This is a genomic window from Leptospira congkakensis, from assembly GCF_004770265.1.
GTDB lineage: Bacteria > Spirochaetota > Leptospiria > Leptospirales > Leptospiraceae > Leptospira_A > Leptospira_A congkakensis.
Genome location: NZ_RQGQ01000004.1, coordinates 249783 through 276743, shown reverse-complemented (window position 1 = coordinate 276743; position 26961 = coordinate 249783). Strand labels below are relative to the sequence as shown.

The 26961-nt window shown below is 39.1% G+C and carries 26 protein-coding genes and 1 tRNA gene; 17 read left to right on the top strand and 10 right to left on the bottom strand.

Annotation, left to right across the window (positions count from 1 at the left end):
• The first annotated feature begins 8 nt into the window (after positions 1-8).
• The 4 genes from EHQ70_RS02350 (at position 9) to ptsP (ending at position 4480) form a co-directional block, all read left to right on the top strand.
• Entirely contained in the window at positions 9-797 is a 789-nt protein-coding gene (locus EHQ70_RS02350; RefSeq protein ID WP_135583340.1) for an ABC transporter ATP-binding protein, read from the top strand.
• Positions 798-829: 32 nt separating this feature from the next.
• Positions 830-1603, top strand: a complete 774-nt coding sequence (gene mce, locus EHQ70_RS02345; RefSeq protein WP_135583339.1) for a mammalian cell entry protein Mce — start codon at positions 830-832, stop codon at positions 1601-1603.
• A gap of 178 nt (positions 1604-1781) precedes the next feature.
• Positions 1782-2690 (top strand): UDP-3-O-acyl-N-acetylglucosamine deacetylase, encoded by a 909-nt coding sequence (gene lpxC, locus EHQ70_RS02340; protein ID WP_135583338.1) that lies wholly within the window; start codon positions 1782-1784, stop codon positions 2688-2690.
• Positions 2691-2752: 62 nt separating this feature from the next.
• Positions 2753-4480: a phosphoenolpyruvate--protein phosphotransferase gene (ptsP, locus tag EHQ70_RS02335; RefSeq protein ID WP_135583337.1), complete on the top strand. Its 1728-nt coding sequence runs from the start codon at positions 2753-2755 to the stop codon at positions 4478-4480.
• Between the two features lie 93 nt (positions 4481-4573).
• On the opposite strand, the gene EHQ70_RS02330 is transcribed toward ptsP, so the two are convergent.
• Together EHQ70_RS02330 and EHQ70_RS02325 are read right to left on the bottom strand one after the other, a co-directional pair.
• Entirely contained in the window at positions 4574-5914 is a 1341-nt protein-coding gene (locus EHQ70_RS02330) for a peptide MFS transporter (protein WP_135583336.1), read from the bottom strand.
• Positions 5893-6459, bottom strand: a complete 567-nt coding sequence (locus EHQ70_RS02325; RefSeq protein WP_135583335.1) for a cob(I)yrinic acid a,c-diamide adenosyltransferase — start codon at positions 6457-6459, stop codon at positions 5893-5895. The genes EHQ70_RS02330 and EHQ70_RS02325 overlap by 22 nt, the downstream gene beginning before the upstream one ends.
• A gap of 203 nt (positions 6460-6662) precedes the next feature.
• On the opposite strand from EHQ70_RS02325, the gene EHQ70_RS02320 reads away from it, so the two are divergent.
• Entirely contained in the window at positions 6663-7511 is an 849-nt protein-coding gene (locus EHQ70_RS02320) for a flagellin N-terminal helical domain-containing protein (RefSeq protein ID WP_135584299.1), read from the top strand.
• Between the two features lie 99 nt (positions 7512-7610).
• On the top strand, positions 7611-8342 hold the full coding sequence (locus EHQ70_RS02315) for an OmpA family protein (protein ID WP_135583334.1): 732 nt from the start codon (positions 7611-7613) through the stop codon (positions 8340-8342).
• Positions 8343-8446: 104 nt separating this feature from the next.
• Here the strand turns inward: EHQ70_RS02315 and EHQ70_RS02310 are convergent, their stop codons facing one another.
• On the bottom strand, positions 8447-8767 hold the full coding sequence (locus EHQ70_RS02310; RefSeq protein ID WP_002982683.1) for a YbaB/EbfC family nucleoid-associated protein: 321 nt from the start codon (positions 8765-8767) through the stop codon (positions 8447-8449).
• A 79-nt stretch (positions 8768-8846) separates the two neighbouring features.
• Here EHQ70_RS02310 and EHQ70_RS02305 point away from each other — a divergent pair, with 79 nt between their 5' ends.
• Positions 8847-10235, top strand: coding sequence for a cyclic nucleotide-binding domain-containing protein (locus tag EHQ70_RS02305; protein ID WP_135583333.1), 1389 nt, complete (start codon positions 8847-8849; stop codon positions 10233-10235).
• 16 nt (positions 10236-10251) lie between these two features.
• Here the strand turns inward: EHQ70_RS02305 and EHQ70_RS02300 are convergent, their stop codons facing one another.
• The gene (locus EHQ70_RS02300; RefSeq protein WP_135584297.1) at positions 10252-11025 is read right to left on the bottom strand and encodes a ParA family protein; all 774 of its coding nucleotides are present in this window, start codon (positions 11023-11025) and stop codon (positions 10252-10254) included.
• Positions 11026-11120: 95 nt separating this feature from the next.
• Between EHQ70_RS02300 and EHQ70_RS02295 the strand changes: the two genes are divergently transcribed.
• From EHQ70_RS02295 to EHQ70_RS02285, 3 genes are read left to right on the top strand one after another with little or no spacing between them, the layout of a single operon-like run.
• On the top strand, positions 11121-11501 hold the full coding sequence (locus EHQ70_RS02295) for a YopX family protein (RefSeq protein ID WP_135583332.1): 381 nt from the start codon (positions 11121-11123) through the stop codon (positions 11499-11501).
• Positions 11498-12976: a tetratricopeptide repeat protein gene (locus EHQ70_RS02290; protein ID WP_135583331.1), complete on the top strand. Its 1479-nt coding sequence runs from the start codon at positions 11498-11500 to the stop codon at positions 12974-12976. Before EHQ70_RS02295 ends, EHQ70_RS02290 begins: the two co-directional genes overlap by 4 nt.
• 31 nt (positions 12977-13007) lie before the next feature.
• Positions 13008-14882, top strand: a complete 1875-nt coding sequence (locus EHQ70_RS02285) for an AMP-dependent synthetase/ligase (RefSeq protein ID WP_135583330.1) — start codon at positions 13008-13010, stop codon at positions 14880-14882.
• Here EHQ70_RS02285 and pepN read toward each other — a convergent pair.
• Both pepN and EHQ70_RS02275 read right to left on the bottom strand, forming a co-directional pair.
• Positions 14879-17455, bottom strand: coding sequence for an aminopeptidase N (gene pepN / locus EHQ70_RS02280; RefSeq protein ID WP_135583329.1), 2577 nt, complete (start codon positions 17453-17455; stop codon positions 14879-14881). The two genes, EHQ70_RS02285 and pepN, sit on opposite strands and share 4 nt — an antisense overlap.
• 41 nt (positions 17456-17496) lie before the next feature.
• Positions 17497-17766: an RNA recognition motif domain-containing protein gene (locus EHQ70_RS02275; RefSeq protein ID WP_135583328.1), complete on the bottom strand. Its 270-nt coding sequence runs from the start codon at positions 17764-17766 to the stop codon at positions 17497-17499.
• A 144-nt stretch (positions 17767-17910) separates the two neighbouring features.
• On the opposite strand from EHQ70_RS02275, the gene EHQ70_RS02270 reads away from it, so the two are divergent.
• The gene (locus EHQ70_RS02270; RefSeq protein WP_135583327.1) at positions 17911-19581 is read left to right on the top strand and encodes an EAL domain-containing response regulator; all 1671 of its coding nucleotides are present in this window, start codon (positions 17911-17913) and stop codon (positions 19579-19581) included.
• A gap of 123 nt (positions 19582-19704) precedes the next feature.
• On the opposite strand, the gene EHQ70_RS02265 is transcribed toward EHQ70_RS02270, so the two are convergent.
• A complete protein-coding gene (locus tag EHQ70_RS02265) occupies positions 19705-19959 on the bottom strand; it encodes a hypothetical protein (RefSeq protein WP_135583326.1) in 255 nt (84 codons plus the stop codon).
• Between the two features lie 136 nt (positions 19960-20095).
• Here EHQ70_RS02265 and EHQ70_RS02260 point away from each other — a divergent pair, with 136 nt between their 5' ends.
• On the top strand, positions 20096-21532 hold the full coding sequence (locus tag EHQ70_RS02260; RefSeq protein ID WP_135583325.1) for an APC family permease: 1437 nt from the start codon (positions 20096-20098) through the stop codon (positions 21530-21532).
• A gap of 61 nt (positions 21533-21593) precedes the next feature.
• On the opposite strand, the gene EHQ70_RS02255 is transcribed toward EHQ70_RS02260, so the two are convergent.
• The gene (locus EHQ70_RS02255) at positions 21594-22217 is read right to left on the bottom strand and encodes a methyltransferase (protein WP_135583324.1); all 624 of its coding nucleotides are present in this window, start codon (positions 22215-22217) and stop codon (positions 21594-21596) included.
• A gap of 11 nt (positions 22218-22228) precedes the next feature.
• Here EHQ70_RS02255 and EHQ70_RS02250 point away from each other — a divergent pair, with 11 nt between their 5' ends.
• Positions 22229-22468: a hypothetical protein gene (locus EHQ70_RS02250; protein ID WP_135583323.1), complete on the top strand. Its 240-nt coding sequence runs from the start codon at positions 22229-22231 to the stop codon at positions 22466-22468.
• A 30-nt stretch (positions 22469-22498) separates the two neighbouring features.
• Complete coding sequence (locus EHQ70_RS02245; protein ID WP_244288192.1) at positions 22499-23593, top strand: FAD-dependent oxidoreductase; 1095 nt, start codon at positions 22499-22501, stop codon at positions 23591-23593.
• Here EHQ70_RS02245 and EHQ70_RS02240 read toward each other — a convergent pair.
• Positions 23585-24025 (bottom strand): DUF1499 domain-containing protein, encoded by a 441-nt coding sequence (locus EHQ70_RS02240; RefSeq protein ID WP_135583322.1) that lies wholly within the window; start codon positions 24023-24025, stop codon positions 23585-23587. The genes EHQ70_RS02245 and EHQ70_RS02240 overlap by 9 nt on opposite strands.
• 70 nt (positions 24026-24095) lie before the next feature.
• On the opposite strand from EHQ70_RS02240, the gene EHQ70_RS02235 reads away from it, so the two are divergent.
• Positions 24096-24980 carry an alpha/beta hydrolase gene (locus EHQ70_RS02235; RefSeq protein WP_135583321.1) on the top strand — a complete coding sequence of 295 codons (885 nt, stop codon included), beginning with the start codon at positions 24096-24098 and terminating at the stop codon, positions 24978-24980.
• Positions 24981-25142: 162 nt separating this feature from the next.
• Complete coding sequence (locus EHQ70_RS02230) at positions 25143-25841, top strand: hypothetical protein (RefSeq protein ID WP_135583320.1); 699 nt, start codon at positions 25143-25145, stop codon at positions 25839-25841.
• A 291-nt stretch (positions 25842-26132) separates the two neighbouring features.
• Here EHQ70_RS02230 and EHQ70_RS02225 read toward each other — a convergent pair.
• Positions 26133-26214, bottom strand: a tRNA-Leu gene (locus EHQ70_RS02225).
• 106 nt (positions 26215-26320) lie between these two features.
• On the opposite strand from EHQ70_RS02225, the gene EHQ70_RS02220 reads away from it, so the two are divergent.
• On the top strand, positions 26321-26959 hold the full coding sequence (locus EHQ70_RS02220; protein ID WP_135583319.1) for a hypothetical protein: 639 nt from the start codon (positions 26321-26323) through the stop codon (positions 26957-26959).
• Positions 26960-26961: the final 2 nt, after the last annotated feature.

Sequence of the window (26961 nt, the reverse complement as noted above, 5' to 3'; positions counted from 1 at the left end):
AGGAAATTATGGAAACCTTTGCCATTGAAATGAAAAACGTCCATAAAACTTTCGGCAAACGAAAGATCTTACAAGGGATGAATCTTACCGTCAAACAAGGAGAGACGATGGTCATCCTTGGTCCCTCTGGTACAGGAAAATCGGTCAGTCTCAAACATATCACAGGACTCCTCGATCCTGATGAAGGGGATTGCCAAATTTTTGGAGAATCCATTGTCACTGCCAGTGAAAAAAAAAGAGAAGAACTAAGATCCAAACTCGGAGTCCTTTTCCAATCGGGGGCGCTCATCAACTGGCTCACCGTCTATGAAAATGTGGCACTCCCCTTACGAGAACATAAAATTGCGAGCGGGGCCGAACTGGATCGGATTGTGATGGAAAAATTAAAGTGGCTGGATCTTGTTCCCGCCAAAGACACGTTACCCAGTAATATCTCAGGTGGGATGAAAAAACGTGTGGGTCTAGCTCGTGCCCTCACTTCCCAACCTAAAATCGTGTTATACGATGAACCCACATCGGGTCTTGATCCCGTTATGTCCAATGTCATCAATGATCTGGTGATTCGCTTACAAAAGGAACTGGGACTTACCTCCGTTGTTGTTACACATGATATGAGTTCTGCTTATCGGATTGCGGATCGGATTAGTTTTCTCTACGAAGGCAAAGTCCTGTTTTGCGGGACCTCAGAAGAAATTCAAAAATCACCGAACCCAGTCATCCAACAGTTCATTCATGGAAACACAGTAGGTCCAATGATTCTGGATCATTCTGAATTAAAAAAAGGAAAATCCAATTGACTTTGCTTCTAAGTCCAGGAGAACTTTAGGGAATGCCTACTATAGGTCGTGCTCTCATCGTCGGTCTTCTTTTTATCTTTTCACTAGTGGCTGTAGGTTATTTTACTATTGTCACAGAAGGTGGCCCTTTTCAAAAATCGGGATACCAACTCCCCGTCTATTTTCCAGATGCAGAAGGGATCAAAATCGGAAACAAGGTCACCATCCATGGTGTGCCCTTTGGATATGTTTCTAAAATTCGTCTGGTGCAAATCGATGAATACGGAAACCTTCTCCCCGATGGAGAAACGGGAATTGGAACCAAGGTAGAACTCACCTTATTACTCAAGGGAAAGGTACAACTTTTCTCCAATTACGAAATCAATATCAAAAACGAGAGTCTCCTTTCAGGACGCGTGGTATCTCTAGATCCAGGCTCCAAGTTTCCTGTGGATCCCAAAACCAAAGAATACCTGATGACAGAACCCGCCCTCACCAAGGTGGAGATCTCTCCTCGTTCGGGAAAACTCATGCCCATCCAAGGAAAAGTAACCCAAGACCCACTGGTTTCTCTTTCGGAACTGATTGCGGAAAACCGCTCTGATATCCGTAAAACTGTCCAAAATATCGCAAACATTACAGGAAAGATCAATGAAGGCCAAGGAACTCTTGGAAAACTGATCAACGAAAGCGATGTCCACAAGTCGGTCAACACAACGCTGGGCGATGCCCAAGTGGTTTTGAAAGAACTGAGGGAAGGTCTGGAAGATACTAGAGAACAAGCTCCCGTTACCAGTTTCATTCGTTCCGCACTCAGTGCATTTTAAGAACTAACACGTAAAATACGGTTCCATTTGTAGTTAAATTCTTTAGTTTGACGCACAAAATGGGCCCGTCACATTCCCACCACACTGTTGTAAAAAGGAGACATTTTTTTGACTTGGGCTTCCGGTTTTGGAATTGTCCCTACCCCCATTTCTACAAATTTGTAAGTAGGAACTGATTATGGTAACGGCGATACACAGAAAAACGATCCAAAACTCCATCACATTGCGTGGAATTGGGGTCCATTCCGGGAAAATGGTGACTTTACGGCTCCATCCAGCGGAAGCAAATACAGGACTGATTTTTTATCTCTACAAAGGAACCCAAAAAATCCGCATTCCCATCTCCCTCGACCATGTAGTCGACACAAGCAACGCCACCACCATTGGAGATGGAAGTTCCAACCGAGTGCAAACCATCGAGCACCTTCTCGCTGCAGTTCATACCTTAGGCATTACTGATTGTATTTTTGAAATTGATTCCGTAGAAGTTCCGATTATGGATGGATCCTCCCTGCCGTTTTGGGAAGGAATCCGCTCTGCAGGAATCCGGGTTCTAGAGGAAACCATCGAACCCATTACCATTTCCAACCCGATTTGGGTTGTGGACGGGGACAAATACCTCGTCATGTTACCTTCCGACGAACTCAAAGTCACTTACAGCATAGATTTCAACCACCCCCTCCTCAGAGGACAATCTTACACCACAACCCTTGACGAATCCATTTTAGGAACAGACATCCTTCCTGCCCGAACTTTTGGGTTCTTGAAAGATGTGGAAGCCCTCCAAGCGAGAGGACTTGCTATGGGTGGATCCCTCGACAATGCGGTAGTTCTCACAGATGACGGGTATTTGAACGAAACCTTACGTTATGACAATGAATGTGTCCGTCACAAAATTCTGGATCTCATCGGGGATTTGGCTGTGATGGGAAGACCTTTCCGCGGACACCTCATTGCATCCAAAGCGGGTCATGCCCTAGACATCTCCCTTGCTAAGTGCATTATGAGCCAGGTCACAGGAAACGAACTCACCCAGTTCAAAAGCAAACGAGTCCCACTTTTCTCTAAAAAACAAGCCGTTCGCTAGAATCCGGCTTTTTTTACTTTCCAAACAGTCCCTTTCCAAAAGTATTTTTGCCAAGGGGACGGATGGAAGAAAAAACCACATTCAAAGGCATTTCAGCCTATCCAGGTACGGTTTATGGCAAAGTTTTCCGGTGGAAACAATTCAAACGGAAACGGGAAGACCGTACAGACTTATCCCCAGACGAAATCAAAGAAGAAGTAGACCTACTGAAAAAAGGTCTACTCAAAACCGAAGAAGACTTAAGTGACCTAGTCCAAAAATCCAAATCAAACATAGAACTTTCTGAAATTCTAGAATCACAAATTGTATTTTTAAATGATCCCCTTTTCCGCGCTCGTGTCTTTGAGAGGATTGCACAAAACAATGAATCGGCGGGTCTTGCCCTAGAAACAGCTGTTAGTTCCTTATATGATGAATTCCAATCTATCCCCGACGAATTTTTTAGGGAACGTGCCGACCATATTTTAGATATAGGAAAAAGGATAGAATCCAACCTGTATCCAGACAAAGCAGCCGACCAAACCAAAATCCCTGATGATGTCATCCTCATTGCCAAAGAAATCACTCCTTCCGAAATGATCCAACTTGGCAAATGCCGGCTTCGAGGGATTGCCACAGACTTTGGTGGGAAAACGGGACACACTGCCATCATTGCCAGAAACTATGGAATCCCAACCATTGTGGGTTTGAAAAATATCACCTCACACGTAGAAGACGACGACTACATTCTGTTAGATGCAACAAAGGGAATTTTAAACCGTTCGCCAGGAATCGATGAAATCAAACTTGCTGGGATCAGAAGCGAAATCCATAAAGTCCAACCAATCCGCGAAATCAGCGACGGCCCGAAAGAAGTCAAAACCAAAGACGGAAAAAAATTTTCCCTTCGTGCCAATATTGATTCTGAAGACGAAGTGGATTTGGCATTTGAACAAGGAGCTGACGGGATTGGTCTTGTTCGAACCGAAATTTTATTCATACGATACGTAGAATTCAAACCCACGGAAGAAGAACAATTTGCTGTCTACAAACGAATTTTACTCAAGATGGTAGGTCGCCCAGTGACTTTCCGAGTTTGGGATATTGGTGCCGATAAAATGGAAAATGGATATGAAGAAGCCAATCCGTTTCTTGGGAATCGTGGGATTCGTTACCTCCTCAGGCACCCTCATTTTTTCAAAGAACAACTAAGAGCCCTACTCCGTGCGAGTGAATTTGGAACCATGCGGATCATGCTTCCTATGATCACAACTCTTTCTGAAATTTTACAGACCAAGGCACTGGTTTCCGAAAGTTTAGAGGAACTAAAAGCAGCAGGGCTTGTGATTACCAAAAAAATTCCTATTGGTATTATGGTAGAAACCCCGGCCTGTGCCTTAAACTTACCTTTTCTTGGAAATCATGTGGATTTTTATAGCGTGGGAACCAATGACCTTTTGCAATACCTACTCGCAGTAGAGCGTAACAACCATTTGGTGGGAGATTTGTATAATCCCTGGCAAGTAGTCTTTTTACTACTGTTAAAGAACATAGCCGATGTGGCCAATTCCCAAAAAAAACCAATTAGCATTTGCGGAGAAATTGGAAGTGATCCCATGTTCACGGCTGTCCTCATTGGACTCGGGTTTCGGGATTTGAGTTCCGCTTTGCCACTGATGAAAGAAGTCGGTGAAAAAGTTCAGGAAATATCCACTTGGAAAGCGAAACTTCTCGCCGAACAAGTAATTGGTCTTGCCGGCGAAGAAAAATATGAAGAAATTGAGGCACTCGTTTTAGAAACAAAAGGGTAAGATCATTCTTTAATGAATTAAATTTTTCGAATCTACGAGATGATTCGTTCCAATTCTTCCTTCCATTTTAACCGCTTATCTTTTTATTTTTCCTTAATTTGTTCCGATTGGATTTTGAACTTCTTTTCCTGTTAACAAAACTAAGATGGATTTCTTTTTTAGGTGATAGATTCCATACAAAAGAAAAGCACCAAAAAAGGAACAGATCACGAAGAATCCATAGAAGTTCGCCATACTCCCCCACTGGTTTTGGTATCCGGACAAAATCCCTGCAGCATAATGCCCGAAGGCATTCGACAAAAACCAAATTCCCATAAGAACTGAGGCATATTTTGTCGGAGCCATAAAACTAACAAAGGAAAGTCCGACAGGAGAAAGGCAAAGTTCACTTAAGGTATTCCAAAAATAAACAAACACTAAAAAGAGAATCGATACAGCAACTCCTGTTTCTGCATACTTTGCTGCCACCACCATCACTAAAAATCCAATCCCAAGTAACACTAGGCTTAAGACAAATTTAATAACTGGATTTGGGTTCTGATTTCTTTTGGCAAGTACCGACCAAAGAATAGAAACGAGAGGACCAAAAATTAAGATAAACAAGGGATTGATGGATTGTAAAACGGAGGCAGGAATTTCGAATCCAAAAAGAAACCGATCCGTATTCCTTAAAGCAAATAGATTCAGTGAGGATCCCATTTGTTCGAAGGCCATCCAAAAGAAGATACTAAAAAAAGAAAGAAGGATTATGAGTAAAATTTTAGGCCTAGTTTGGTGGTCATCCAAACTCGAATTTACAGCCGTTACCTGGTATCTTTCTTTTTGCCAAACGGAAGCAGGCAATCGTTTGCTTCCGAAATAAAAAACTACCATTCCTATGGCCATTCCTACACCGGCAGATAAAAAACCCAAATGCCAATCCACTCGTTCGCCTAAACTTCCACAGATGATAGGACCGATAAGGCCACCCAAATTGATTCCCATATAAAAAATGGTAAATCCACTGTCTCGTAGACCCGGCTTTCCATCATATAACCTACCAAAGATGGTGGACATATTGGGTTTAAAAAAACCGTTCCCTAAGGCTAACAAAACAAGACCCAAATAAAAAAAAGACAAATCAGAAAACGCCAAAGAGATATGCCCACACAACATTAAAAAACTTCCTAAATAAATAGAAAATTGATAACTAAGGAATCTATCTGTTAAATACCCACCAAGAACAGGTGTTAGGTAAACAAAACTAGTATAAAATGCATACACAGCCCCAGCATCGGCATCAGAAAATCCAAGTGACTTTACCAAATACAAAACTAGAAGTGCCCTCATTCCATAATAGCTGAGTCTTTCCCACATTTCTGTGAGAAAAAGTGGAGTGATCCCCTTGGGATGGATGTGAGATTCTATTGGGTCTATTTGGTTCGGCTTTTCCAAATGGTTTCCTCTTGTCCGATAGAAAAATTCGCAAAACGGGCCGCCGCAAATAAATAGTCGGATAAACGATTGATATAAATTCGTAAGTCAGAATGGATCTCTCCACCGGATTCAATGTACACGAGTAGGTCTCTTTCCAGACGCCGACAAATGGTACGACCTATATGAAGGGCACTAGCCATGGATGATCCTCCCGGCAAAATAAAAAATTTAATTTCCGGTAGAACCTCCATCAAACGATCAATTTCTATTTCTAAACTTTCTACGTCGGAGGCGTGAACCACAGTTCCCTCTTTTGAATCTCTTGGCACATAACCCGCAAGTTCGGATCCAATTTCAAAAAGGAAACTTTGTATGCTTTTAATAAAATTTACGAATTCAGGTTCTAAGTTTAGGTCTTTGGCAAAAGAAAGAGCAAGACCAATTGTACTATTCAATTCGTCGCAACTTCCGTAGAGGTCAACCCTACGATCTGTTTTGGAAACCTTAATTCCCGATGCAAGGTAGGTCTGGCCACCATCGCCAAATTTGGTGTAGATTTTCAATTTCCTGCTCCTGCCCGCTAAAATTTCTTTACAGACATAAGTTTTTTGGTATAGAATATTCTGGAAAGGCAAAATTCACGGAAGAACCGAGGACAGGCAACCCCTTCTCTTCCCGATGGGTACGGATACTCTGGGCAGTGGTTTTTACTTTTCTCCGCATGTAGGGAAACAAGCGGGTCATGGACACACAGGAGGGTGTGACAATGATTATCAATCACAACATCAGCGCGCTAGTTGCGAAACGGGCGCTCACAAACACTAGCCGTGACATGGACAAATCCATGGAGCACCTAGCAACAGGTATGCGAATCAACAGAGCAGGAGATGACTCTCTGGGATTTGCAGTGTCAGAAAAACTAAGATCACAAATTCGGGGCCTTGGCCAAGCAGAACGAAATACCCAGGATGGTATGTCGTTCATCCAAGTTACCGAAGGATCTTTAGACCAAGTAAACTCGATCTTACAGAGGTTACGCGAACTTTCCGTTCAATCCTCAAACGGGATTTACTCTAACGAAGACAGAAAACTGGTTCAGTTAGAAGTATCTCAACTTGTGGAAGAAGTGGAAAGAATCGGAACTTCTGCTGAGTTTAACAAAATCAAACCATTGGATGGAAGGTTTTCTCGTGCTTCCAAAAATCCAATGACTTTGCAAGTGGGTGCAAACGGTTCAGAGAAAATAGAACTCTACATCAACACGATGACAAGTTCTTCCCTCAAACTGAAAACAGCTGGAAATAAGTTGACTCTTTCAACTCCAAACAAAGCTTCCGATTCACTCCAAGTTTTGGATGAGGCGATCACCAAGGTCAACCAACTTAGATCTGACCTCGGAGCCTATTACAACCGATTGGATTTAACATTGAAATCACTGAGTAACAACTATGTGAACATTGTTTCGTCTGAATCGCAAGTAAGAGACGCTGATATGGCAACGGAAATGGTGGAGTATTCCAAAAACCAAATCCTTACCAAATCAGGTGTGGCTATGCTCGCGCAAGCAAACCTCCGACCGGAATCCGTAGTAAAACTCCTCACGGACAGATACTAATCCGATCGAAAAAGAAATGGAAATCCTCCTTGCAAACAGGGAGGATTTCTTCAAACTTTGTCCTTATACTTCACTAGCTGTGTAAGCGAGGACATTACGTTGAAACAAATCATCTCGGGACTTCTTTCCCTATCATTACTTTCCACAATCTCTTGTGGGTTATCAGAAAACACAAAAAGGCTAATTCTTAGTACTTCCATTGGCTGCGGAGTGGGACTTGCTCTCGGTGCCGTTTATGATGAAGCACAAAGAAAAAAAGATTCTAAAAACAAAAAGAACGATTTCCAAAGACAAATCAAAGAATCTTTGGCACAGGAAAAAAAGAAACCGCAAAACAAAGGTAAGATTGTTGGTCTTGGTGCCGGTTGTTTGGCTGGTCTTGGAACTGGATTCTATCTCAACACTATGTATGACAACATGGCGGAAGAAATGAAAAAACAAGGAATCAATCTTGAGAAAACGGAAAGAGGTGGAGAAACAGTTGGTCTTACTGCCACTATGGACGGGGGAATCGCTTTCGAAGATGGAAAGGCTGACCTTAAAGGTAAAGGTAAAGAAAATATTGATAAGTTAGCAGAAGCTCTTGCTGCTTACCCAGAAACTAAAATCAATATCTCTGGACATGCCAACAGAACTGGTGCAGAAGATCTAAATCTACGCCTTTCTCAAGACCGTGCTGTGACTGCAAAAAATGCTCTTACTTCCAACGGTGTGGAAGGCAAACGAATTGGAGCTGTTCAAGGTCTAGGTTCTTCTACTCCTCTTAAAAATGTTGATCCAAAAGATGGATCCAACCGTCGCGTAGAAGTAGAAATCGTTCCGGCTTCCTAAAACTAGAACGACATAAAAAAAGGGACTGTTTGTCCCTTTTCTTTTTCGAACCAAAGCCTACATATCATTGTAGGCTTTTTTATTTGAAACCAGGAGAATTCAATCTACATCCCTAAACCTGGAAATCCACCCATAGCTTGCATTTGTTTGGCGGCACCCGCTTGTGCATCCTGTAAGGCTTTGGTATAAGCTTCTTGAATGGATTTTTCTAGAAGATTTTTATCTTTTTTATCAATCAATTCATCTTCGATTTGAATAGATTTCATCTGAAATTTTCCATCCAAAGTCACAGATAGAAGTTTGTTTTTAGAAATTCCTACAAAATTGAGACCGGCAAGTTCCTTTTCCATGGTTTTTACTTGCGATCGCATCTTTTTCATCTGTTTGAGCATATCAAACTTGTTTCCGCCTGCTCCACCGAACATAATCACCTCTTTTCCTTTCAGGATTATTTTTCTGTAAAAGAAGGCAAATATAAAACATTTCTTTGTCGATACTCATAGTATGATCCATCCCAATTCTCCTTACAAACGAATTTGGGATCTTTTTGTTTTTATTTGTATTACCTACTTTGCCATCGAAGTCCCGATAAGATTGGTCTTTCACTATAAACTAACAGCTGGGGTGAATTATTTTGAAAGGGCCATCCAGGTGGTATTTGGAATCGATGTCATTTTGAATTTTAATACCGCGATTTTAAAAGACCGAATTCTCATTCACAATCGTAAGATTGTTACAAAATCCTATTTGTCTTCTTGGTTTCTCGTCGATTTTTTATCAGCCTTTCCTTTTGATCTTTTTGGTGGATTTTTTTTCCAATACTTTGGAATCACGGATAGTTTAAAAATTCTGAGACTATTACGTTCGGTTCGAGTATTTGAACTTTTTAAATCCCTTCGCCTTTTGGCCCTTGGTGCCGATTCAGATGACAGGTTCAAACTCATAGAAGTAATCAATCCTATGAGTTTTCGATTGATTTTCTTTGTGTATTGGACAAGTCTTTTTGCACATTGGGTCGCCTGCGGATGGATCCATCTAGGCCCTGAATTTTTGCCAGATAAGGATATGGCAACAAGATACATTAGAGCACTTTACTGGTCAGTAACCACACTCACTACCATTGGTTATGGAGACATCACTCCTATAACCAATGGCCAAACCATTTATACAATGGGTGTTATGATTTTAGGTGTCGGTATTTATGGATACGTCATTGGTAATATAGCCACTTTATTATCTAATTTAGATGTATCACGAGTTACCTTCCAAGAAAAACTAAATACAATTAACAGTTTTATTAAATACAAAAAACTACCACCCAATCTCGCCAATCGCATTCGATCCTATTATGTGAATCTTTGGGAAAATAAACATGGGATAGATGAAACCGAAATTTGGGAGAATCTTCCTTCTGGAATTAAAATTGATGTATCCATGTTTTTACATAGTCATTTGATTTCCGTAGTTCCCTTTTTCAAAAATGCACCAGAGGAATTAAAACGAGAAGTAGTTTTAGAATTAAAACCTGCTTTTTATATGAAAGGAGATATCATCTTTAAGGAAGGTGATGTTCCGCACAATATGTACTTTTTATCAAAAGGTCATGTAGAAGTGATTAAAGAAAAAACGGGAGATTTACTCGCAACACTCAACTCTGGCTCTTTTTTTGGAGAGATGAGTTTGATTGACGATTCCTTACGAACCGCAACCATTAAAGCAGGATCTTATTGTGATGTGTATACCTTAGGGAAAGATCGGTTCGCTGAAATTTTAAAACACCATCCTGGATTTGCAAAACATATCGAAACCATTGCCAAAGAACGCAGGAAAACGCAAACCACTAGTCAAAAGAAAACAAAAAAATCAAAATTCCCACACATACGTAACCAGTAGTTTTTCATTCCCCTCCTTACGGTTTTAAAGAAAATATCGAATGTTCTGGATCCACGAGAGCAATGGACTCGTCAGCAAGCCTGTCAAAGGCATGCCAAGCATTGCTATCTTTCTTTAAGGATTCTTGTTTTTCTGTTTTGGATTTGATTGTTTCTGATTTGGGAATTTCACCGAGTGTGGGAATTTCTTCGATTTGTTTTAATTTTTCAAGAAGTTCCCTATGTTTTTTGGATGGCCCAAACCAGGAAGGAACAAAAGCAGTTTTTTTCTTTTGGCTAAATATAGTTTCTGTTTGTGTGATTTCATCTAATAATAAATTCACTGCACGGATGGTCCATTTACTCGGTGTTACAGGAATTAAAATCAGTTCTGAATTATAAATTGCCGTTGTTAATTCATGTTTCGCAGATCCGGGTGTATCAATGATCACAAACTTATAGGTGTTTCGAACTTCATCCAAAGCACGTTTGAATTGTAGACAAAGACTGCTGGAATCAGGATTGTATTTGGTGAGTTTGGCTAAACTTAAAGTTGAAGGTAGTACATCAAATTGTTTGGTCTCGCGAATACAATCAGTCATTCGTTTCATTCCGAGTAGCACGGTCATTACATTGGATTCATCCAAAGAACTTAGATCCAAATCGGGCAAACAATAGTCTGTCAAATCCCCTTGCATGTCCATATCCACAACGAGGGTTTTTCCACGCCTTGCCAGGGCGCAGGCCAAATGAGCGGCTGTGGTGGATTTACCACTCCCTCCCTTAATATTGGAAACTGAGATCACCTTCATGGGGCATAGAATTCTCATATTTCACTCGTTGACCACCGATTTTTTTTTGAATTTTCCTTGGAAAGGACTTCGTAGTACTTAATTTGGGTTCAGTTATGGCATTCACAATTCGGTTCCGAGTTTGGGACAAACAAGAAAAAGAATTCTCTCAAAAAGGCTTCAGTTTAACCCTCGATGGGAAACTTTTGAAATTTGGACAACCCATCGCAAGCGAAGACAATTATATTGTTAATAGTTTTACAGGCCTAAAAGACAAATACGACAAAGACCTTTTTGAAGAAGATATTATAGAACATACTGTTGCCAAAGGGGGAAACCTCACTCAACATACAGGCATTATACGATACAATAATGAACACGGGGCTTTTTATTTGGAAAACGGGCCACCTCTATTACAACTTTTTTCGATCAGAAAAGTTGGTAATCCCTATGAAAATCCCATTTTATTTGATTTGTATCTAAAAAGTAAGTCTTGAGATTTCTATTTTCATTCACAACCTCCCTATTTTTACTCAGTTTTCCTCTAAGTGCCAACCTCTTAGAGGATTATTGGAAAGCTCTTCAAAATACAAAAGATAAATTCGAAATTTCAGATCATAGTCCCAAAAGGTTTAGCTTTCGGTTTGGGGGTGAAATTCCAGCTGTTCTACACAAAGAAGCTCTGAACCATGAAATCTTTTGGTTTTGTCAAAAGTACCTAGATAAGTATCATACAAATTATCCATACCCCAGATTTAAACAAGACATCAGGTCTCACCTAACAGATTTATACGGAGATTCCGCTCAAAATTTTTTAAGTGGAAAACTTTCCTTTTCTTGTTTTTCCGGTTGGAAAGAAGGAAGTTCCCTTCTAAAACTTTTTTTCTTTTTGAATGAAGATGAGTTCTTTCCTTATCGTTGGGATTATTATGATTCTAAAGGACAACTTTTTTTAACAGAAGAAGATGAAACCAAAAACGGTAAAAAAGATAGTTTTACTTATTACTCTAGTGCTGGTTGTCCCAAAGAAATCACAAAAGATAAAAATGACTTTGGAGCCATGGACGAATGGTGGTATTATAAAAATTGCCAACTTGTTCGGATTGAATATGATTCCAACGAAAATGGATTTCGAGAACGGATCTGCCACTATGAAAATGAAAAAGAATCTTATTGTGAAGGAGTGGGAGAAAAAGAGGAAAGAGAAGCCATCCAATTAGAATCCAATCAAAAGTTTCCAGAAGCATTAAAGTTTTACCGAAAATCTCTATCAGAATACAAAAAGGAAGTTTCCATTGGTACTTCCAGAACTTGTTCCCTCCTCAAAAAAATTGCAAATATTGAATACAATGAAAGAGATTTTACTTCTTTCACAAAAACATTAGATGAATTTTTTTCCTACCGCGTTTGTGAGTCTGATTCACTCGATGTTTTGATTTATCGATCTTATTATTATCTTTATGTTTTAGGTGATTACAAGGCTGCAAAAGATAGTTATCAAAAAACGGCGGAAATTTACCGAAAAACACATGGCGAAATTAGTCCAGAAATCTTATTAAATTTGGCTTATTCCCAATTTATGGATAAGAACCCTAATGCTTGTTTGTCCAGTTTAGAAAAATTAAATAGTAGAAGACTAACTGCCTATCCTCGTTTTTTTCTCTTTTATTACAGAGGATCCTGTGAACTCAGTCTTGGACGTTATGAAGATGCTTACACAAATCTAAAAAGAGCACAAATCCTGGGAGGAGAAAAAGAATTTTTACCTGTTGTATATTATAAATTAGGTAGAGCCTCTTTCGCCACAAACAGAGAAGAAGAAGGAAATCTTTGGACTCATCAGGCTTTGTTAAACGATTTTGAATTGATCGAAAAAATGGAATCAGATCCTCTTTTTGAACAATTCTTTATTTCTCCTAACGGGAAATCGCATAAAAGAAAATATTACTTGAATAAACAAAAAAAACAATGATATTCAGCTCCTACGGAGACTAAAACGATCAATGAAAAATTTTACGACGCTGAATGATGTTTTTTATTATGCTAATAGAGCTTATGGCTCCAAAGAAATGTTCTTTGGAAAGGATGCGGGAAAAAACTTTAAGGGTCGTACTTTTTCAGATATATTTCATAAAGCAGAAAACTTGGCTCTCTCTCTTTTACAAATGGGACTCAAACCCGGCGAAAAAATAGGCCTTATGGCAGACAACAGAACCGAATGGGCTATTGCTGACATCGCAACTCTGTTAAATGGAGCTGTCAATGTTCCAAGAGGATCAGATTCCACTCCACAAGAAATTGAATACATTCTCACTCACTCAGAAAGCAAATATTGTTTTGTCGAACATGAAAAACTTTACGATTCCCTAAAACCCATTCTATCAAATACAAAAGTAGAAAAAGTAATCATTTTGGACCCTGGTTACAAATCGACGGATTCCCTATCCATACCGATGGAAACACTCATCACCGAGGGTGAATCTCTACGTAAAAATCTCCCCTCTTTAGAACTTAGATCCAAACAAGTCAAACCAGATGATCTATTTACCATCATCTATACCTCTGGAACCACAGGGATGCCAAAGGGTGTGATGCTCACTCACCAAAACATGGTCTACAATGTGGTAAAAGTTCCTCCTCGTGTGGGATTAAAAAGTTCGGACAGGACTTTGTCTATTTTGCCCGTTTGGCATATCTTTGAACGTGCGATTGACTATGCCATCATCGCCGAAGGTGCTTCCATTGCTTATACCAACATTCGAGATTTACGAGATGATTTCCAAAAAATAAAACCAAGTTTTATGGCTTCTGCCCCAAGGCTTTGGGAAAATTTGTATCTTGGCATCAAACAAAAGTTAGAGAAGGCTCCAGAGAACAAACGGAAACTTTTTGATTTTGCTTATGATATTTGTAAAAAATTCAAAGATGGCCAGGACTACCTAGCAGGCAACAGACTTCTCACAAAGGAAGAATCTCCCTTCGAACGAGCCAAAAACACAACCATATCCATCGGTTATGTTCTCAATTTGTTTTTACTTGCAAAGGTACTAGACGGCCTTGTTTTTTCTAAAATTCGAGAAGTTTTAGGTGGCCATCTAACAGGCACTATATCCGGTGGAGGAGCACTCCCTGCCCATGTGGACGAATTCTTCAATGTTATTGGAATTCCAGTCTATGAAGGGTATGGAATGACCGAATGCGCACCCATTATATCAGTGCGCGCTGTGGGGCAAGTGGTTCAGGGTTCTGTTGGAAAATGGCCAGAAGGAACCATTGTTAAAATTGTGAATGAACAAGGCGAATCCGTTCCTAAGGGAAAAATGGGAGTCATTCATATCAAAGGACCTCAGGTCATGAAAGGTTATTATAAAAACGAAGAAGCCACTTCCAAAACTATCACTGATGGTTGGATGAATACCGGAGATTTAGGATTTATCTCTTTTAATGATACACTTTCAGTACGAGGTCGGGTAAAAGACACCATAGTTTTATTAGGTGGTGAAAACGTAGAACCTGTTCCTATCGAGAATTTGCTCCTGGAAAATGCTCTCATCAACCAAGTGATTGTAGTGGGTCAGGATCAAAAATCCCTCACAGCACTTGTTTGGCCAGATAACGATCGGATGAAAGAAGCAGGCCTAAATCCTAAAGACGGTGAAGATCTAAATCAAAACAAAGAGGTCAGATTGTATTTCCAAAATATAATTAAAAAACAAATCTCCTCTGAAAATGGTTTTAAATCTTTTGAAAAACTATCTGACTTTCGCTTTTTACCGAAAGCCATGGAAGTGGGTGATGAACTGACAAATCTTTTCAAAATGAAAAGAAATGTCATTCATGATAAATACAAAGATCTCATCAAATCTATGTATAACTAAAGAGAGTTTAGAATTGTTCCCACAACCTCCCCTAATTCTTTCGAAAGATTGGGGAGGGTTGCTATGGATTCTAGCTCTTTCTTTGCAATCTTTGGGAGTTCTCCCTTCTGTTTAGAGACTGGCGAAAATAGTTTTGTGAGAGCGGCTGCCATCTGCGGATTGATTTCATTTAGACGTTTGATCCTCTCGGCAATAAACCGATAACCACTCCCATCTTCTTTGTGAAACGAGAGTGGGTTTCTTGCTAAACTAAAATACAACGACCTTACCTTATTCGGATTACGGATGTTAAACTGAGGATGATTTTCCAGTTTTTCAGCAACCTTAGATCGATCTTCTCCCGATGCCACTTGGGCCGCAAACCAAACATCCAAAACCAATCCATCATGTTTCCACTTCTCAAAAAACAAACTGACAGCATTTTCTTGTTCTTTCGAATTAACTTCTAATAAAAATTTCAGAGGAGAAACTTCTTCACTCATATGTTTCGCTTCTCTCTGTTCCATAACCGCAAGTTTTTCAAACTTTTTTCCGGGATCATAAAGTAGGTAATATAAACAAATATTTTTTAATCTTCGTTTCCCTATTTCTTCTTTAGTTTGAACGGGAATTGTTTTTCGATTTTCTTCGAATAACAATTGGAATTGGTTTGTAAAGTGAGTTGATATTTTCTGAACCGCAGAAGTTCTTAAATGGCTGAGTTTTACATATTCATAACAACCCAAACTCTCGCTAATCTGTGTCAAACCAGGAAAGGAAAGATAAAAACTATGGTATGTTTTATCCCAACCTCTCCCAAAAGAATCTCTAATGGTATCCAAAATAGGATCAAAGTTCTCTTCCTGATCGGAAACTAACGATTTACGAAACCAATCAAAAATAAGATTTTGAAAAGCAAAAAACCGAGTTACACCGTCGGTTTCCATTTTGGCTAGTATTTTAGTTTCTTCTTCCGACTGACTATACTCCAAACGCACTGGACTGGAAAGAGACCTAAAAAAGGATACAATTGGTTTGGTTCCATTTCCATCGAGAGCGGACAATCGAATTTGATCTCTTTCCCCTGTCATAATTCTTTTTTCTTCTTTTAACAGAGAACCTTCACGATTGAATATTGCCAAAGAATTAGAATATACTAATGGATATTTGTTAGATCCCGCATCAACCAAATCGATAATCCATTCATTCGAATCTTTTACATAGGATTCTTTTACCGATATGACCGGTGTTCCGCTCCGATGATACCAGTTTCTGAGATTAGGAATGGAATGACCAACAACCTCTTCCATCGAAGAAACAAATTCTTCAAAAGTAACACCTTGGCCGTCATATTTTGAAAGATAATGTTTTAATCCTTTTTTAAAATTTTCCCGACCAATTAGTTCCGATACCAATCGAATTACCTCTGCACCCTTTTCATACACAGTGACTGTATAAAAATTATTCATCTCCTTATATGATTTTGGTAAAATAGGATGGGACATGGGTCCTTGGTCTTCGGGGAATTGATATTCCTTTAAAAACAGAACATCTTTGATTCGTTTGACAGCAGGGTCTGTCATATCTTCTGTAAACCATTGGTCTCGAAATACTGTCAGTCCTTCTTTTAAAGTGAGGTTGAACCAATTTCGGAGTGTCACTCGGTTTCCTGTCCAGTTATGAAAGTATTCGTGTGCAATCACAGCAAGGATTGCTTCAAAACTTTCGTCCGTTGCTGATTTTTTATCAGCAAGCACTAGTTTGGCGTTAAATAGATTTAATCCTTTGTTCTCCATCGCCCCCATATTAAAATCTTCTACAGCAACAATCATAAACAGATCTAAATCGTATTCTAGGCCAAATGTATCCTCGTCCCACTTCATTGCTTTTTTTAAGGAATCAAAAGCAAAACCAACCTTCTCTTCATTTCCCTTTTCTACAAAAATTTTTAAGGTGATTTCTCTTCCTGATTTTGTGACAAAAGAATCTTTTGTTTCTTCTAATTCACCGGCTACCAAAGCAAATAAATAAGATGGTTTTGGATAGGGATCTTCCCAAATGACTTCTCTTTTGCCATCAACTAATTGATTTTCGCCTACGAGGTTTCCGTTGGATAACATCACAGGAAAAAGAGTTTTATCACCAGAGATGGTCACTCGAAAACGCATCATGTTGTCAGGTCTATCGATGGAATAAATTATTTTACGAAAACCTTCGGGTTCATTTTGCGTACACAACATGGAACCAGATTTGTACAATCCCTCCAGGGATGTATTTTTAGCGGGATTGATACCATTTTCTACTGTTAGTCGAAACTCCTTTTTAGGAGGATCGGGAATGAGAATCCCTAAAGAAGTTACTTGGTAATCGTTTGGATCGAGAATGGCTCCGTCAATGCGGATGGATAAAAAATCTACAGATTCACCATGTAAAAAAAGAGGTTCTATTTGGTTTCCATTCAGAACTACTTCATAGTCTGCTCTGACAACTGTCAGGTGCAAATCTAAGTCAAAACGCAAATTCACCCTAGGTGTTAACCATGGGTTCGGTTTATAATCTTCCAGTTTGTGGATAGGAGAGGAGGATGGAGTCATCCTCCTTCTTTATTGGATAGGTGATCCTAGAAAAGTGAATTTTAGTTCTGTTTCTCTTTTCTTTTATCCTCGGCAAAGGTAACTTTTAGATTCCTTCCGTCGATTGGCTGGCCATTCATTTGGGTGACGGCTTCTTCCGCCTCTTCCGGATTGCCGTAAGTGATAAATGCAAACCCTCTAAAATTACCAGTTTCCCGATCATGAATCATTTTCAGATCTTGGATTACTCCGTAAACGGAGAAAATCTGCCGTATATTTTCTTCCTTAAGGGAAAATTTCAAATTTCCCACATATATTTTGTTAGAAACCATTCCTGTCCTCGTAAAACCAAATGCATGTTCCAAAGTCCTTGGAACGGGTCGATTAGATCCAATTTGAAGAAAATGTCAACATCAAATATTTCTTGCATATTCTGAAATATAGGGATTATTTGTATCTCTTCTCTAGGTACCGCTTTGAACGAAAAACCCTATATTCTTTGCATCGATGACGAATTCTTTATCCTCTGGAACCTTAAAGAACAATTAAAAAAAGTGTTTGGATCAAATTTCACGATTGAAACTGCAGAAAGTGCGGAGACAGCAAAAGAAATTATGAAAGAAATTGCGGATTCGTCCGCAGATTTAGCAGTTGTCATTTGCGATCACGTAATGCCTGGCCAAAAGGGTGATGAATTTTTAATCGAGATGCAGGAAACGCACCCTCGGACGAAAAAAATCATGTTAACTGGGCAAGCCCCTGCACAAGCAATAGGGAATGCTCTAAACCATGGTTGTTTGTATCGGTATCTTTCCAAACCTTGGGATGCTCATGATTTGGAGCTGACCATCAAACAAGCCATTGACGCCTACTTCCAAGAGAAATCATTAGAGGAAAAAAACAAAGAATTAGCGGACAACTTATACTTTCACAGAGATTCCAAATATCCAAACTTTGAATCTTTAGTGAAACAACTAAAAGGTGATGGAACTTCAAAAATCCAACACTCCATTTTACTCATAAAAATTATGAGTTTCCCTAGTATCATCAAAACCTTTGGGATTGAAGTGTACCGGAAGGTCTTTAAAAAACTATTACAACTCCTTACCGTTCATTTACAAAACGAAGAAAAAGTCTTTCATATTTACTCGGATGAAATCGCTGTCCTCTCCCATCTATCGGAAGGAGAACTAGTAGAAAAGATGCGAAGTTTTCGGATGGTTTTAAAATCCGACGATTTGATTTTAGATGATGTTGGATTTCATTTAGAATGCCGGTATTCTTCTGCAAATGGCCAAGAAGATTGTTATTACAAAGCAAAACTCGCTTTGTTTCGGGCAGAAACACAAGGGTCTGCTGATTTTGTCAGTTATACGGATGACTTGTCAACAGACCACCATCTCCAAAATTTCCAGTGGAGTCAAAAAATCCAAACGGCCATTACAAACAAACAAATTGTTCCGTACTTTCAAGGGATTTTAGACAACAAAACAAAACAAATCCAAAAATTCGAATGTTTAGCCAGAATCAAAGATAGGGATTCCATTTTAACACCCGATGTTTTTTTAAAACTAGCAAAAGTTACGGGAAGCATTCGAATGATCGGCTTACAGATGATAGATGAGTCAATGAGTTATTTTTCTGACAAACCTTATGACTTTTCCATCAACCTTACAGAATCAGAACTAGAATATAAAAGTTTTAGCAAATGGGTAGAAGCCCGATTATTTCACTACAAAATTGATGCCAAAAGGGTAACCTTTGAAATCTTAGAAGACATTAGTTTTTCCGAAAACAAAAATAGCCTCTATACCATTCGTGATTTAAAAACAATTGGTTGCCAAATTGCAATTGATGATTTTGGAGTTCAGTATTCCAACCTTGCTAGGTTACTAGAAGTGGATCCAGATTATCTAAAAATTGATGGTCAGTTTATTAAAAACTTACCGGAAAACAAAACCGCTTACCTTCTTGTACAAGGGATTGTGGAACTAGCAAGGGGAATTGGAGCCAAGGTTGTGGCAGAGTTTGTCGACAGACCTGCCATTCAAGATATGATAGAAACCTTAGGCATCGAGTATTCGCAAGGATATTTGTTTATGAAACCGTCACCAAGTATTCCCGACCAAGCCAGTTTACAGCTGTAAGATGAAAGTATATATCTGTTTAAAACAAAGATTTAAGTAGATTTTGGTTGGACTAAAAACACTCTACCCATTCTAAAAATCAGAAGGGATAGAGTGAGTTTTGTTTGCGACTGGTTGAAAGTTTTATTGAACAGGAACGCCAGGAATTTCTTTTTTCTTTTTTTCCTTAGTGAACAGCCCTTTTAGTTTTTCTTGAGTGGCAGGATCTTGTAATTTTTCCTTACCCATTTGGATGGCCTTTTGCCCTTCTTCCGAATTGGCCTTTTCGATGATTTTGTTCATAAGGCCTGGTTCTTCAGAGCTTCCGTCACTAGGTTGCGAACTTGCACAACTGATTGAGAGTGATAGCATCATTGCTAAAAAAAGTGTTTGTTTCATATAGAGTATCCGTACTTGTGAAAAATTAGATTGTTAAATGGCTTTTCAGTCAATGGAAAAACAAAATCGTTTGTAGAAAACGAGCCTACCTCTAAAACCAATCCTAACCTACCACCAAAAAGGATAATCATCTTTCATGAATCAAAAAGCTCTCGATAAAGATTCAGCACAATTAGAAGCGCTCGGACTGAAATCAGAATTTGACCGTAGTATGAGTTTTTGGGAAAATTTTTCCCTTGGGTTCACTTACCTTTCCCCCGTTGTTGGTGTTTATTCCGTATTTGCACTAGCCATCCAAGCGGGTGGCCCACCCATGATTTGGAATTATCTTTTAGTCGGCTTAGGACAGTTTCTCGTTTGTTTGGTTTTTGGTGAAATTGTTTCCCAGTATCCAATCTCGGGAGGGATCTACCCATGGTCTCTGCGTTTGGTGGGAGAACGTTGGGCTTGGATGTCAGCCTGGGTTTATGCCTGGGCCCTCTTTACAACTGTGGCTGCTGTAGCCGTTGGTGGAGCTCCTTTTTTGACGCAACTTTTGGGAGTAGAACTTGGTAACTCTGGGTTTATTTGGATTGCGATCATTATGATTATAATCTCCACCATCTTAAATTTAAGCGGAACAAAACTTTTGGCCAAAGTTGCTTTTTTTGGATTTTTATGCGAACTTGTGGGAGCCATAGCTGTTGGTGGATACCTTCTCCTCTTTGCAAAAGTAAATTCTATTTCTATACTTTGGAATACCTTTTCCTTTGGCGAAGGTACAAATTATTTTCCTGCATTTCTTGCTTCTTCAGTGGCGGCTATGTTTTGTTATTACGGATTTGAGGCTTGTGGAGATGTTGCGGAAGAAACACCAAATGCCGGTTCTTCGATTCCAAAATCAATGCGGATGACCATTTATATTGGAGGTGGTGCGGCAACATTTGTTTGTTTGGCGTTATTACTCGCCCTTCCCAATATAGACAAAGCCATTTCGGGAGAGGACCAGGATCCTGTCACAACCACTCTTGTCTCCGCAATGGGACTTGTCGGTTACCGAATGGTGATCGTTGTAGTTATGGTTTCTTTTTTATCCTGTCTCCTTAGTTTACAAGCAGCTGCAAGTCGCCTATTGTTTTCTTTTGCGCGCGATGGAATGATCTTTGGTAGTAAACATTTAAACCAATTATCTAAAATAAAAAAAGTTCCAGTCAATGCACTTCTAATCACTGGGCTCATTCCCATCATCATCACTGGTATGGGATACTGGCTACAAGATGCTGTCACCACCATCATTAGTTTTGCCTCAGCGGGAATTTACGTTGCCTTTCAAATGGTGGTTCTTGCAGCTTTATATGCAAGGGTAAAGGGCTGGAAACCTTCTGGATCCTTTACCTTAGGAAAACTGGGAGTTTGGATCAATGGTCTGGCACTATTTTATGGGATCACAGCAGTTGCCAATATGATTTGGCCAAGAACTCCGGAAGAACCTTGGTACATCAATTATGGAATGATCTTTACAACTCTTGTTGTCATCTCTACTGGTATCGTTTATTTACTGATCGCTAAACCACATTTGCAAAGGAAAAAATAGGGCAAAGCTTCCATTAAGCGATTCATGGAGAGTACTTGCTGATTTTAGTTTGGGAAAAAATTCATTCTTTTTCCCAAACTCTGAATTCTCCTCCCGCAATTTCTTCTTTTAATATAGTTCGAAACCCTGGCAAATAACTTCCACCAAACCCATGGAAGGTGATTAGTTTCGTTTTTGATGGCAACAAAACTAAATTTTGTTTAAAAGTTTGTAGATCTTTTACAAATTGACCTGCGGATTTTTCTTTTGAATCATCAATTGAATGATGACCTTTCATCGTTTCATACAAAGGATTAAAACAATAATAATGAGAATGACCAAAGGGAAATTGTTTTAGGAAATTAGTTGTTTTCCATTGGACATTTTCTGTACCCCAATGGTCCGCAATAGATTTTGAAACTAAAACCAATTCTTCTCTGTCTTCCAAACCAAAAATGGGAAAAGACTTACCTGAAACTAAAGATAAATAAATACAAAACTTTCCCACTCCGGAACCTAAATCTACAACCGACTTTACTTCATCTTCTGAAAGAAATTTCCAAGTTCTTTCAATCACAGAAATAGGTGTCCATTGGTAAGGTGATAGTATTTGGAATTTCTGAGGAAGGAAAGAATCCCAAATCGCATCTGTCATTGGATCCCCTACGACGATTTTCTTTTGTTTATCCAAAAATTGGTTTCTCATTTTGATTCATTATGTTACACCATTTGCCTATGGACCAGAAGATTCAGTATTTGAACCAAATGATTGAAATCATTGATAATAAAGTCACGATTTTTAAGAAAAACAAGTCCCAATTGCCTCAAACTGCTTATACCGCTGAAAAACAAGTTCTCACTCGCACCATCCAAGATACAATCAAACTAGCAGAAGAAATCAAACCTGTTCCTTTTTCAGTCATAAATGATTTGAAAGCTCTTATCAAACAGTTATAATTCAATCTGCTCTAGGGAGCGGGTTTAACAGTGAAACCAATTTTTTGTTACCAGGTTCCAATTGTAGTAGGTTCTGGAGTTTCTGGCGGAGCTGTGGCCATGATGAATCCCGATGTGGTTATTTATGATAAGGGAAGATCTCTTGGAGGTCGAGTCTCAGGCAAATCAAAAGATTCTTTTTCCTATGATTTTGGAGCCACAATGTTTCGAGATATAATGGAAGTCCACTGGTTAGGCGGGGAAACAAAATATTCCATTATAGAAATTTGGAAATCAAAACATATCCAATTACAAGTAAAACCAATCTATGACGGATCCCATTTTTATCCGATAAATGGGATGGCAGAAATTGTCTCAGCAATGATCGGCAATGTAAAACCTATCCAAAGGCAGATTTTAAAAAAGATAGAGGTTGCTGGCGAAGAAACTTGGAATTTAGAATTTGAAAACTCTGAAACAAAAGAATCAAATACAGTTTGTTCCCACTCAGTCATCCTGACCCTTCCTATACCACAAATTTTGGAAATTTTTGAAAGGTCAGAAAAAAATTCAAAAATCCAAAGTTGGATTGATTTTTTAGAACCATTCAACGATTACCGCAAAACATTGGTTAGCTATTTTTATTGGGATCAATGGAAACCGGATTGGAAATCACTTGGTCTGGATCCTTTTTCTATCATACCAATTACAACCAGTTTAGATCGAGGTTCCGACTGGGAGTATCAAAGTTGGGAAAGTCTCAAATATCCAAACGAATTTAAAGAAGGTTCTGCCCTTCTCGTTCAATTTGGAGCCATTTTTTCAGAATCCCATTTTGAAGATTGGATGGAGGAAAACAAAAAACCAAAAGCAAAGTACGAAGAGTATTTCATCCAAGAATTGAAAACAAAGTTTGGTGCCCCTCCACCTAATATAATTTGGAACCATAGATGGAAATATGCACAGGCTCAACTCCCACTCCTGGGTCGGGAAGGCCCATTACAGCTTGACGGCGCAAACTTTGAAGAATGGAAAAAACTTTGTAAAGAAACAAGAATCACCATTCTTGGTGATTGGTTGTTCGGATCGAAAATAGAAAGGATAGTTGGGGGAATTTATTTTTTGAACCACAATGCGTTATTGTGATTCTTCTTTCGCGAGTAACTCTCTAAACTGATTCACCCGCCTTCTGTTGGCAAAAATATCCCAAAAACCAAAGATGGACTGAGAACGAACCTGTGCTTCTTGTTTTCCCTCGGGAAAATATACTTCGACTCTGTCAGGAAATCGAAAAACCTTTGTGAAAAAAATCACTCGAATGTATTCGCCTTCCTTCTCTTCACTGATCCAAATGTTCTCGGAGTCGTGGAAGTATTTGGAAATTCTTTCATAGGCAACCTGCCTTGATGTTGTATACGTGATTGGATCCACTTTATGAACAATGTTGTACTGCATACTTTGACTAGAAACGCAGTTAGGTGAAGGTGGACAACCTCTCAGTTCGCCATCACTCACCCCAGAAAGAGGACTCAGAACACTCATACAACAAATAAAAAATACCGTTAGCGCAGATTCCATATCTCCGAAATTCAAAGCCTTATGTTTTTTTACTTGCAGAATTTCAAATTTTTCATATTTTTATCGGCTCATGAACAAGATCAAAAAATACACAATTTCTGGATTGATTTTCAGTATCATTTTACTAAGTGCTATCGCCTATTATTTTTCCAGTTTAGTTCTTTATCCAAATGTAAAGTGTAATTTAGACCACCATGTTTTCTGCAACGGACCTAGTGAAGTTGGATTAGAATATGAAGAAGTCGAAATCAAAACAGCGGACAATTTGAACCTTGTTAATTACTGGATTCCCGCCAAACAATCCAAAGGTACAATCATTCTTGTCCATGGACATGGAGGACAAAGAAATGAGGGAATTCGGTTTGCGAAAAGCCTTCACGATGCCGGATACAATTTACTCCTACTTAGTTTACGTCGTAACCATGGAGGATTTGCATCCATGGGATTTCATGAACAAAAAGACGTGGATGCAGCCATTGAATTTTTAAAATCAAAAGGCTATGAAAAAATTGGAATCTTTGGATTCTCCATGGGTTCTGCCACAAGTATCATAGCAATGGCAAACCATCCAGAAATCCAGGCGGGTATTTTTAGCAGTGGTTATGGAAGTGCCATTGATGTTCTTGTAGAATCAGCAAAACGTGATTTTGGAATCCCATACTACCCACTGATTCCGGTAGTCAAACTAGCGCTCAACTTACGCGGCGATATGGACATTGATTCAGTAAGACCCATTGATAAAATTGCATCCATCAGTCCAAGACCCATTGCCATCTTTCACTGTACAAAGGATGATTATGTAGATTACCATCACGCAAAAGATTTGTTTGCAAAAGCGGGAGAACCAAAATCTCTTTGGTCTCCCGAATGCAATCGGCATGAGCGCCTTTGGAATTTTGCTCCCAAGGAAGCGGAGTCTAGAGCAGTAGGATTTTTTCAAAAGTATTTGAAATAGGTTTTATGGTTCGGTTCGTTCTGATGAGTCAATGGACCAAAGTCTTCATTCAGCCTGAATCCATATTTTTTAATTTTATGAAAAGAATTGATAAAGGCAGTGTAAAATCATTGATCCATGATCGAAACAATGGTTTGAACCAAAAAAATCAATTTAAAATCGATGTCCCAAACAATTGAAAATCTTTTAAAGAATTCCCGCCTCCCTGGCCCAAGGGGAAATTTGGAACTTCTTTATTCCTTTTCAAAAACTGCATCTGCAAAGGATATATCTGAATGTTTATCCTATTGCCATGACGATTTACATAATTCTCCAGAAGAATTTGTAGTCATGTGCGGAATCGTTGGATTTTGTATAAAAAATAATAATCATATAAAGAAAACACTCTCGACCATTAGAAAATATGCATCTCATAGCAGTTGGAGAATTAGGGAAGCTGTTGCGATTGGCATTCAGGAAATTACAGAAAATAATACAGAAGAAATATTGGAAAATTTAAAAGTTTGGATCGATGGAAATGATTTAGAAAAAAGGGCCGTTGTTGCAGCTCTATGCGAACCCAAACTCTTAAAAGAAAGATCGTTTGTCTTGAAATTATTAGAAATCCTAAAACAGGTTACTATGTCCTTTGCTAAGATTGACGGAAAACTATCCGAAAACCAAAATTCTTTAAGAAAAACACTTGGGTATGGATGGAGCGTTGCCATTGTTTCTCTTCCAAAAGAAGGCAAAACTATTTTTGAAAAATTTGTAAAAAACAAAAACAAACAGATCCAATGGATTGTAAAAGAGAATTTAAAGAAAAACAGATTAAAAGTGATGGATAAAACTTGGATGGAAACACTACAAAATACCGTATAACAGAATGTAAACTAACTAAGACTATTATTTTCGCTCACGTTTGTAAAGTTTTTAGGATATTATAAATTTGCGTGAGAGAGTGGTAACCACTGCTCGAAGGGGGACTCGACCTCTCCGCTGTTCGGACTTCCTGTCCGAACCACGCTTCGAGGCACGGTATTGTTCGTCGCCTCCCTTCCGGGTCGGCTTGTCATTAATATCACTCCCGATGGGTCGTGATATTAATGCTCACAAAACTGTTCGAGTCGATCTTGATTGTATTTAATAAATGTTTTGTGATGATTAGGATTTTGCTCGAAGGGGGACTCGAACCCCCACACCTTGCGGCACTACCACCTCAAAGTAGCGTGTCTACCAATTCCACCATCCGAGCGGGCGTGTATGTAGGACAGGTTAGGAAAACGGGTTCTTTCGTCAAGGAGATGAATTTTCTCTTGTCACTTGCACTTACCTTTCGGTAGGTTGTAGGGGTCACAAGTATGCAAGTATCTGATCTTACGTTTCGACTCAAACTGCTCCTTACCGGATTTATTTCCCCTATATTAGTTTTGGTTGGTCTTACTCTTTCTTCCCCTTATTGGCTAAAGTCTTCTGAAACCTACCAAAAATCCGATCTGGCAGTTCTCGAAATTACAAACCAGCTTCCTTCTAAAAAGATATTAAAAGCGGTTGCCACTTTGTCGGAACGTGGGGATTTCAAAAAACTAATTCTTGTTATTCGTGAAGATAAAACACAGAACCTTTTGTATTCACCCCAGGAAAAAGAGTCAAAAATTAAAGACGCATTGAATTCGATAGGTCTGAGTGCGAGTCTTGTATCGTCTCTGATCATTCCTGTATCCAAAATGGGTGACACAGACGAGGCATCCAAAAACCTATTAAAAATAGCCGTTTCTGACAATCTTGGGAGCATTTTACTCCTCTCTCGGGAATATGAAACCAAACGAGTTTTAGGAACCTACCGCAAAACCTTAGCCAGTTTGCCCATCAAGGTAACCGCTTACGGATTTCCATCGGAATTCTCCGGGTCGAATTGGTTCTTAACGGAAGATGGGGTCAGAGAAATCACCGGCGAATTTGTACGTTATCTGTATTCTTATATTAGAGGTGTCCTATAAAT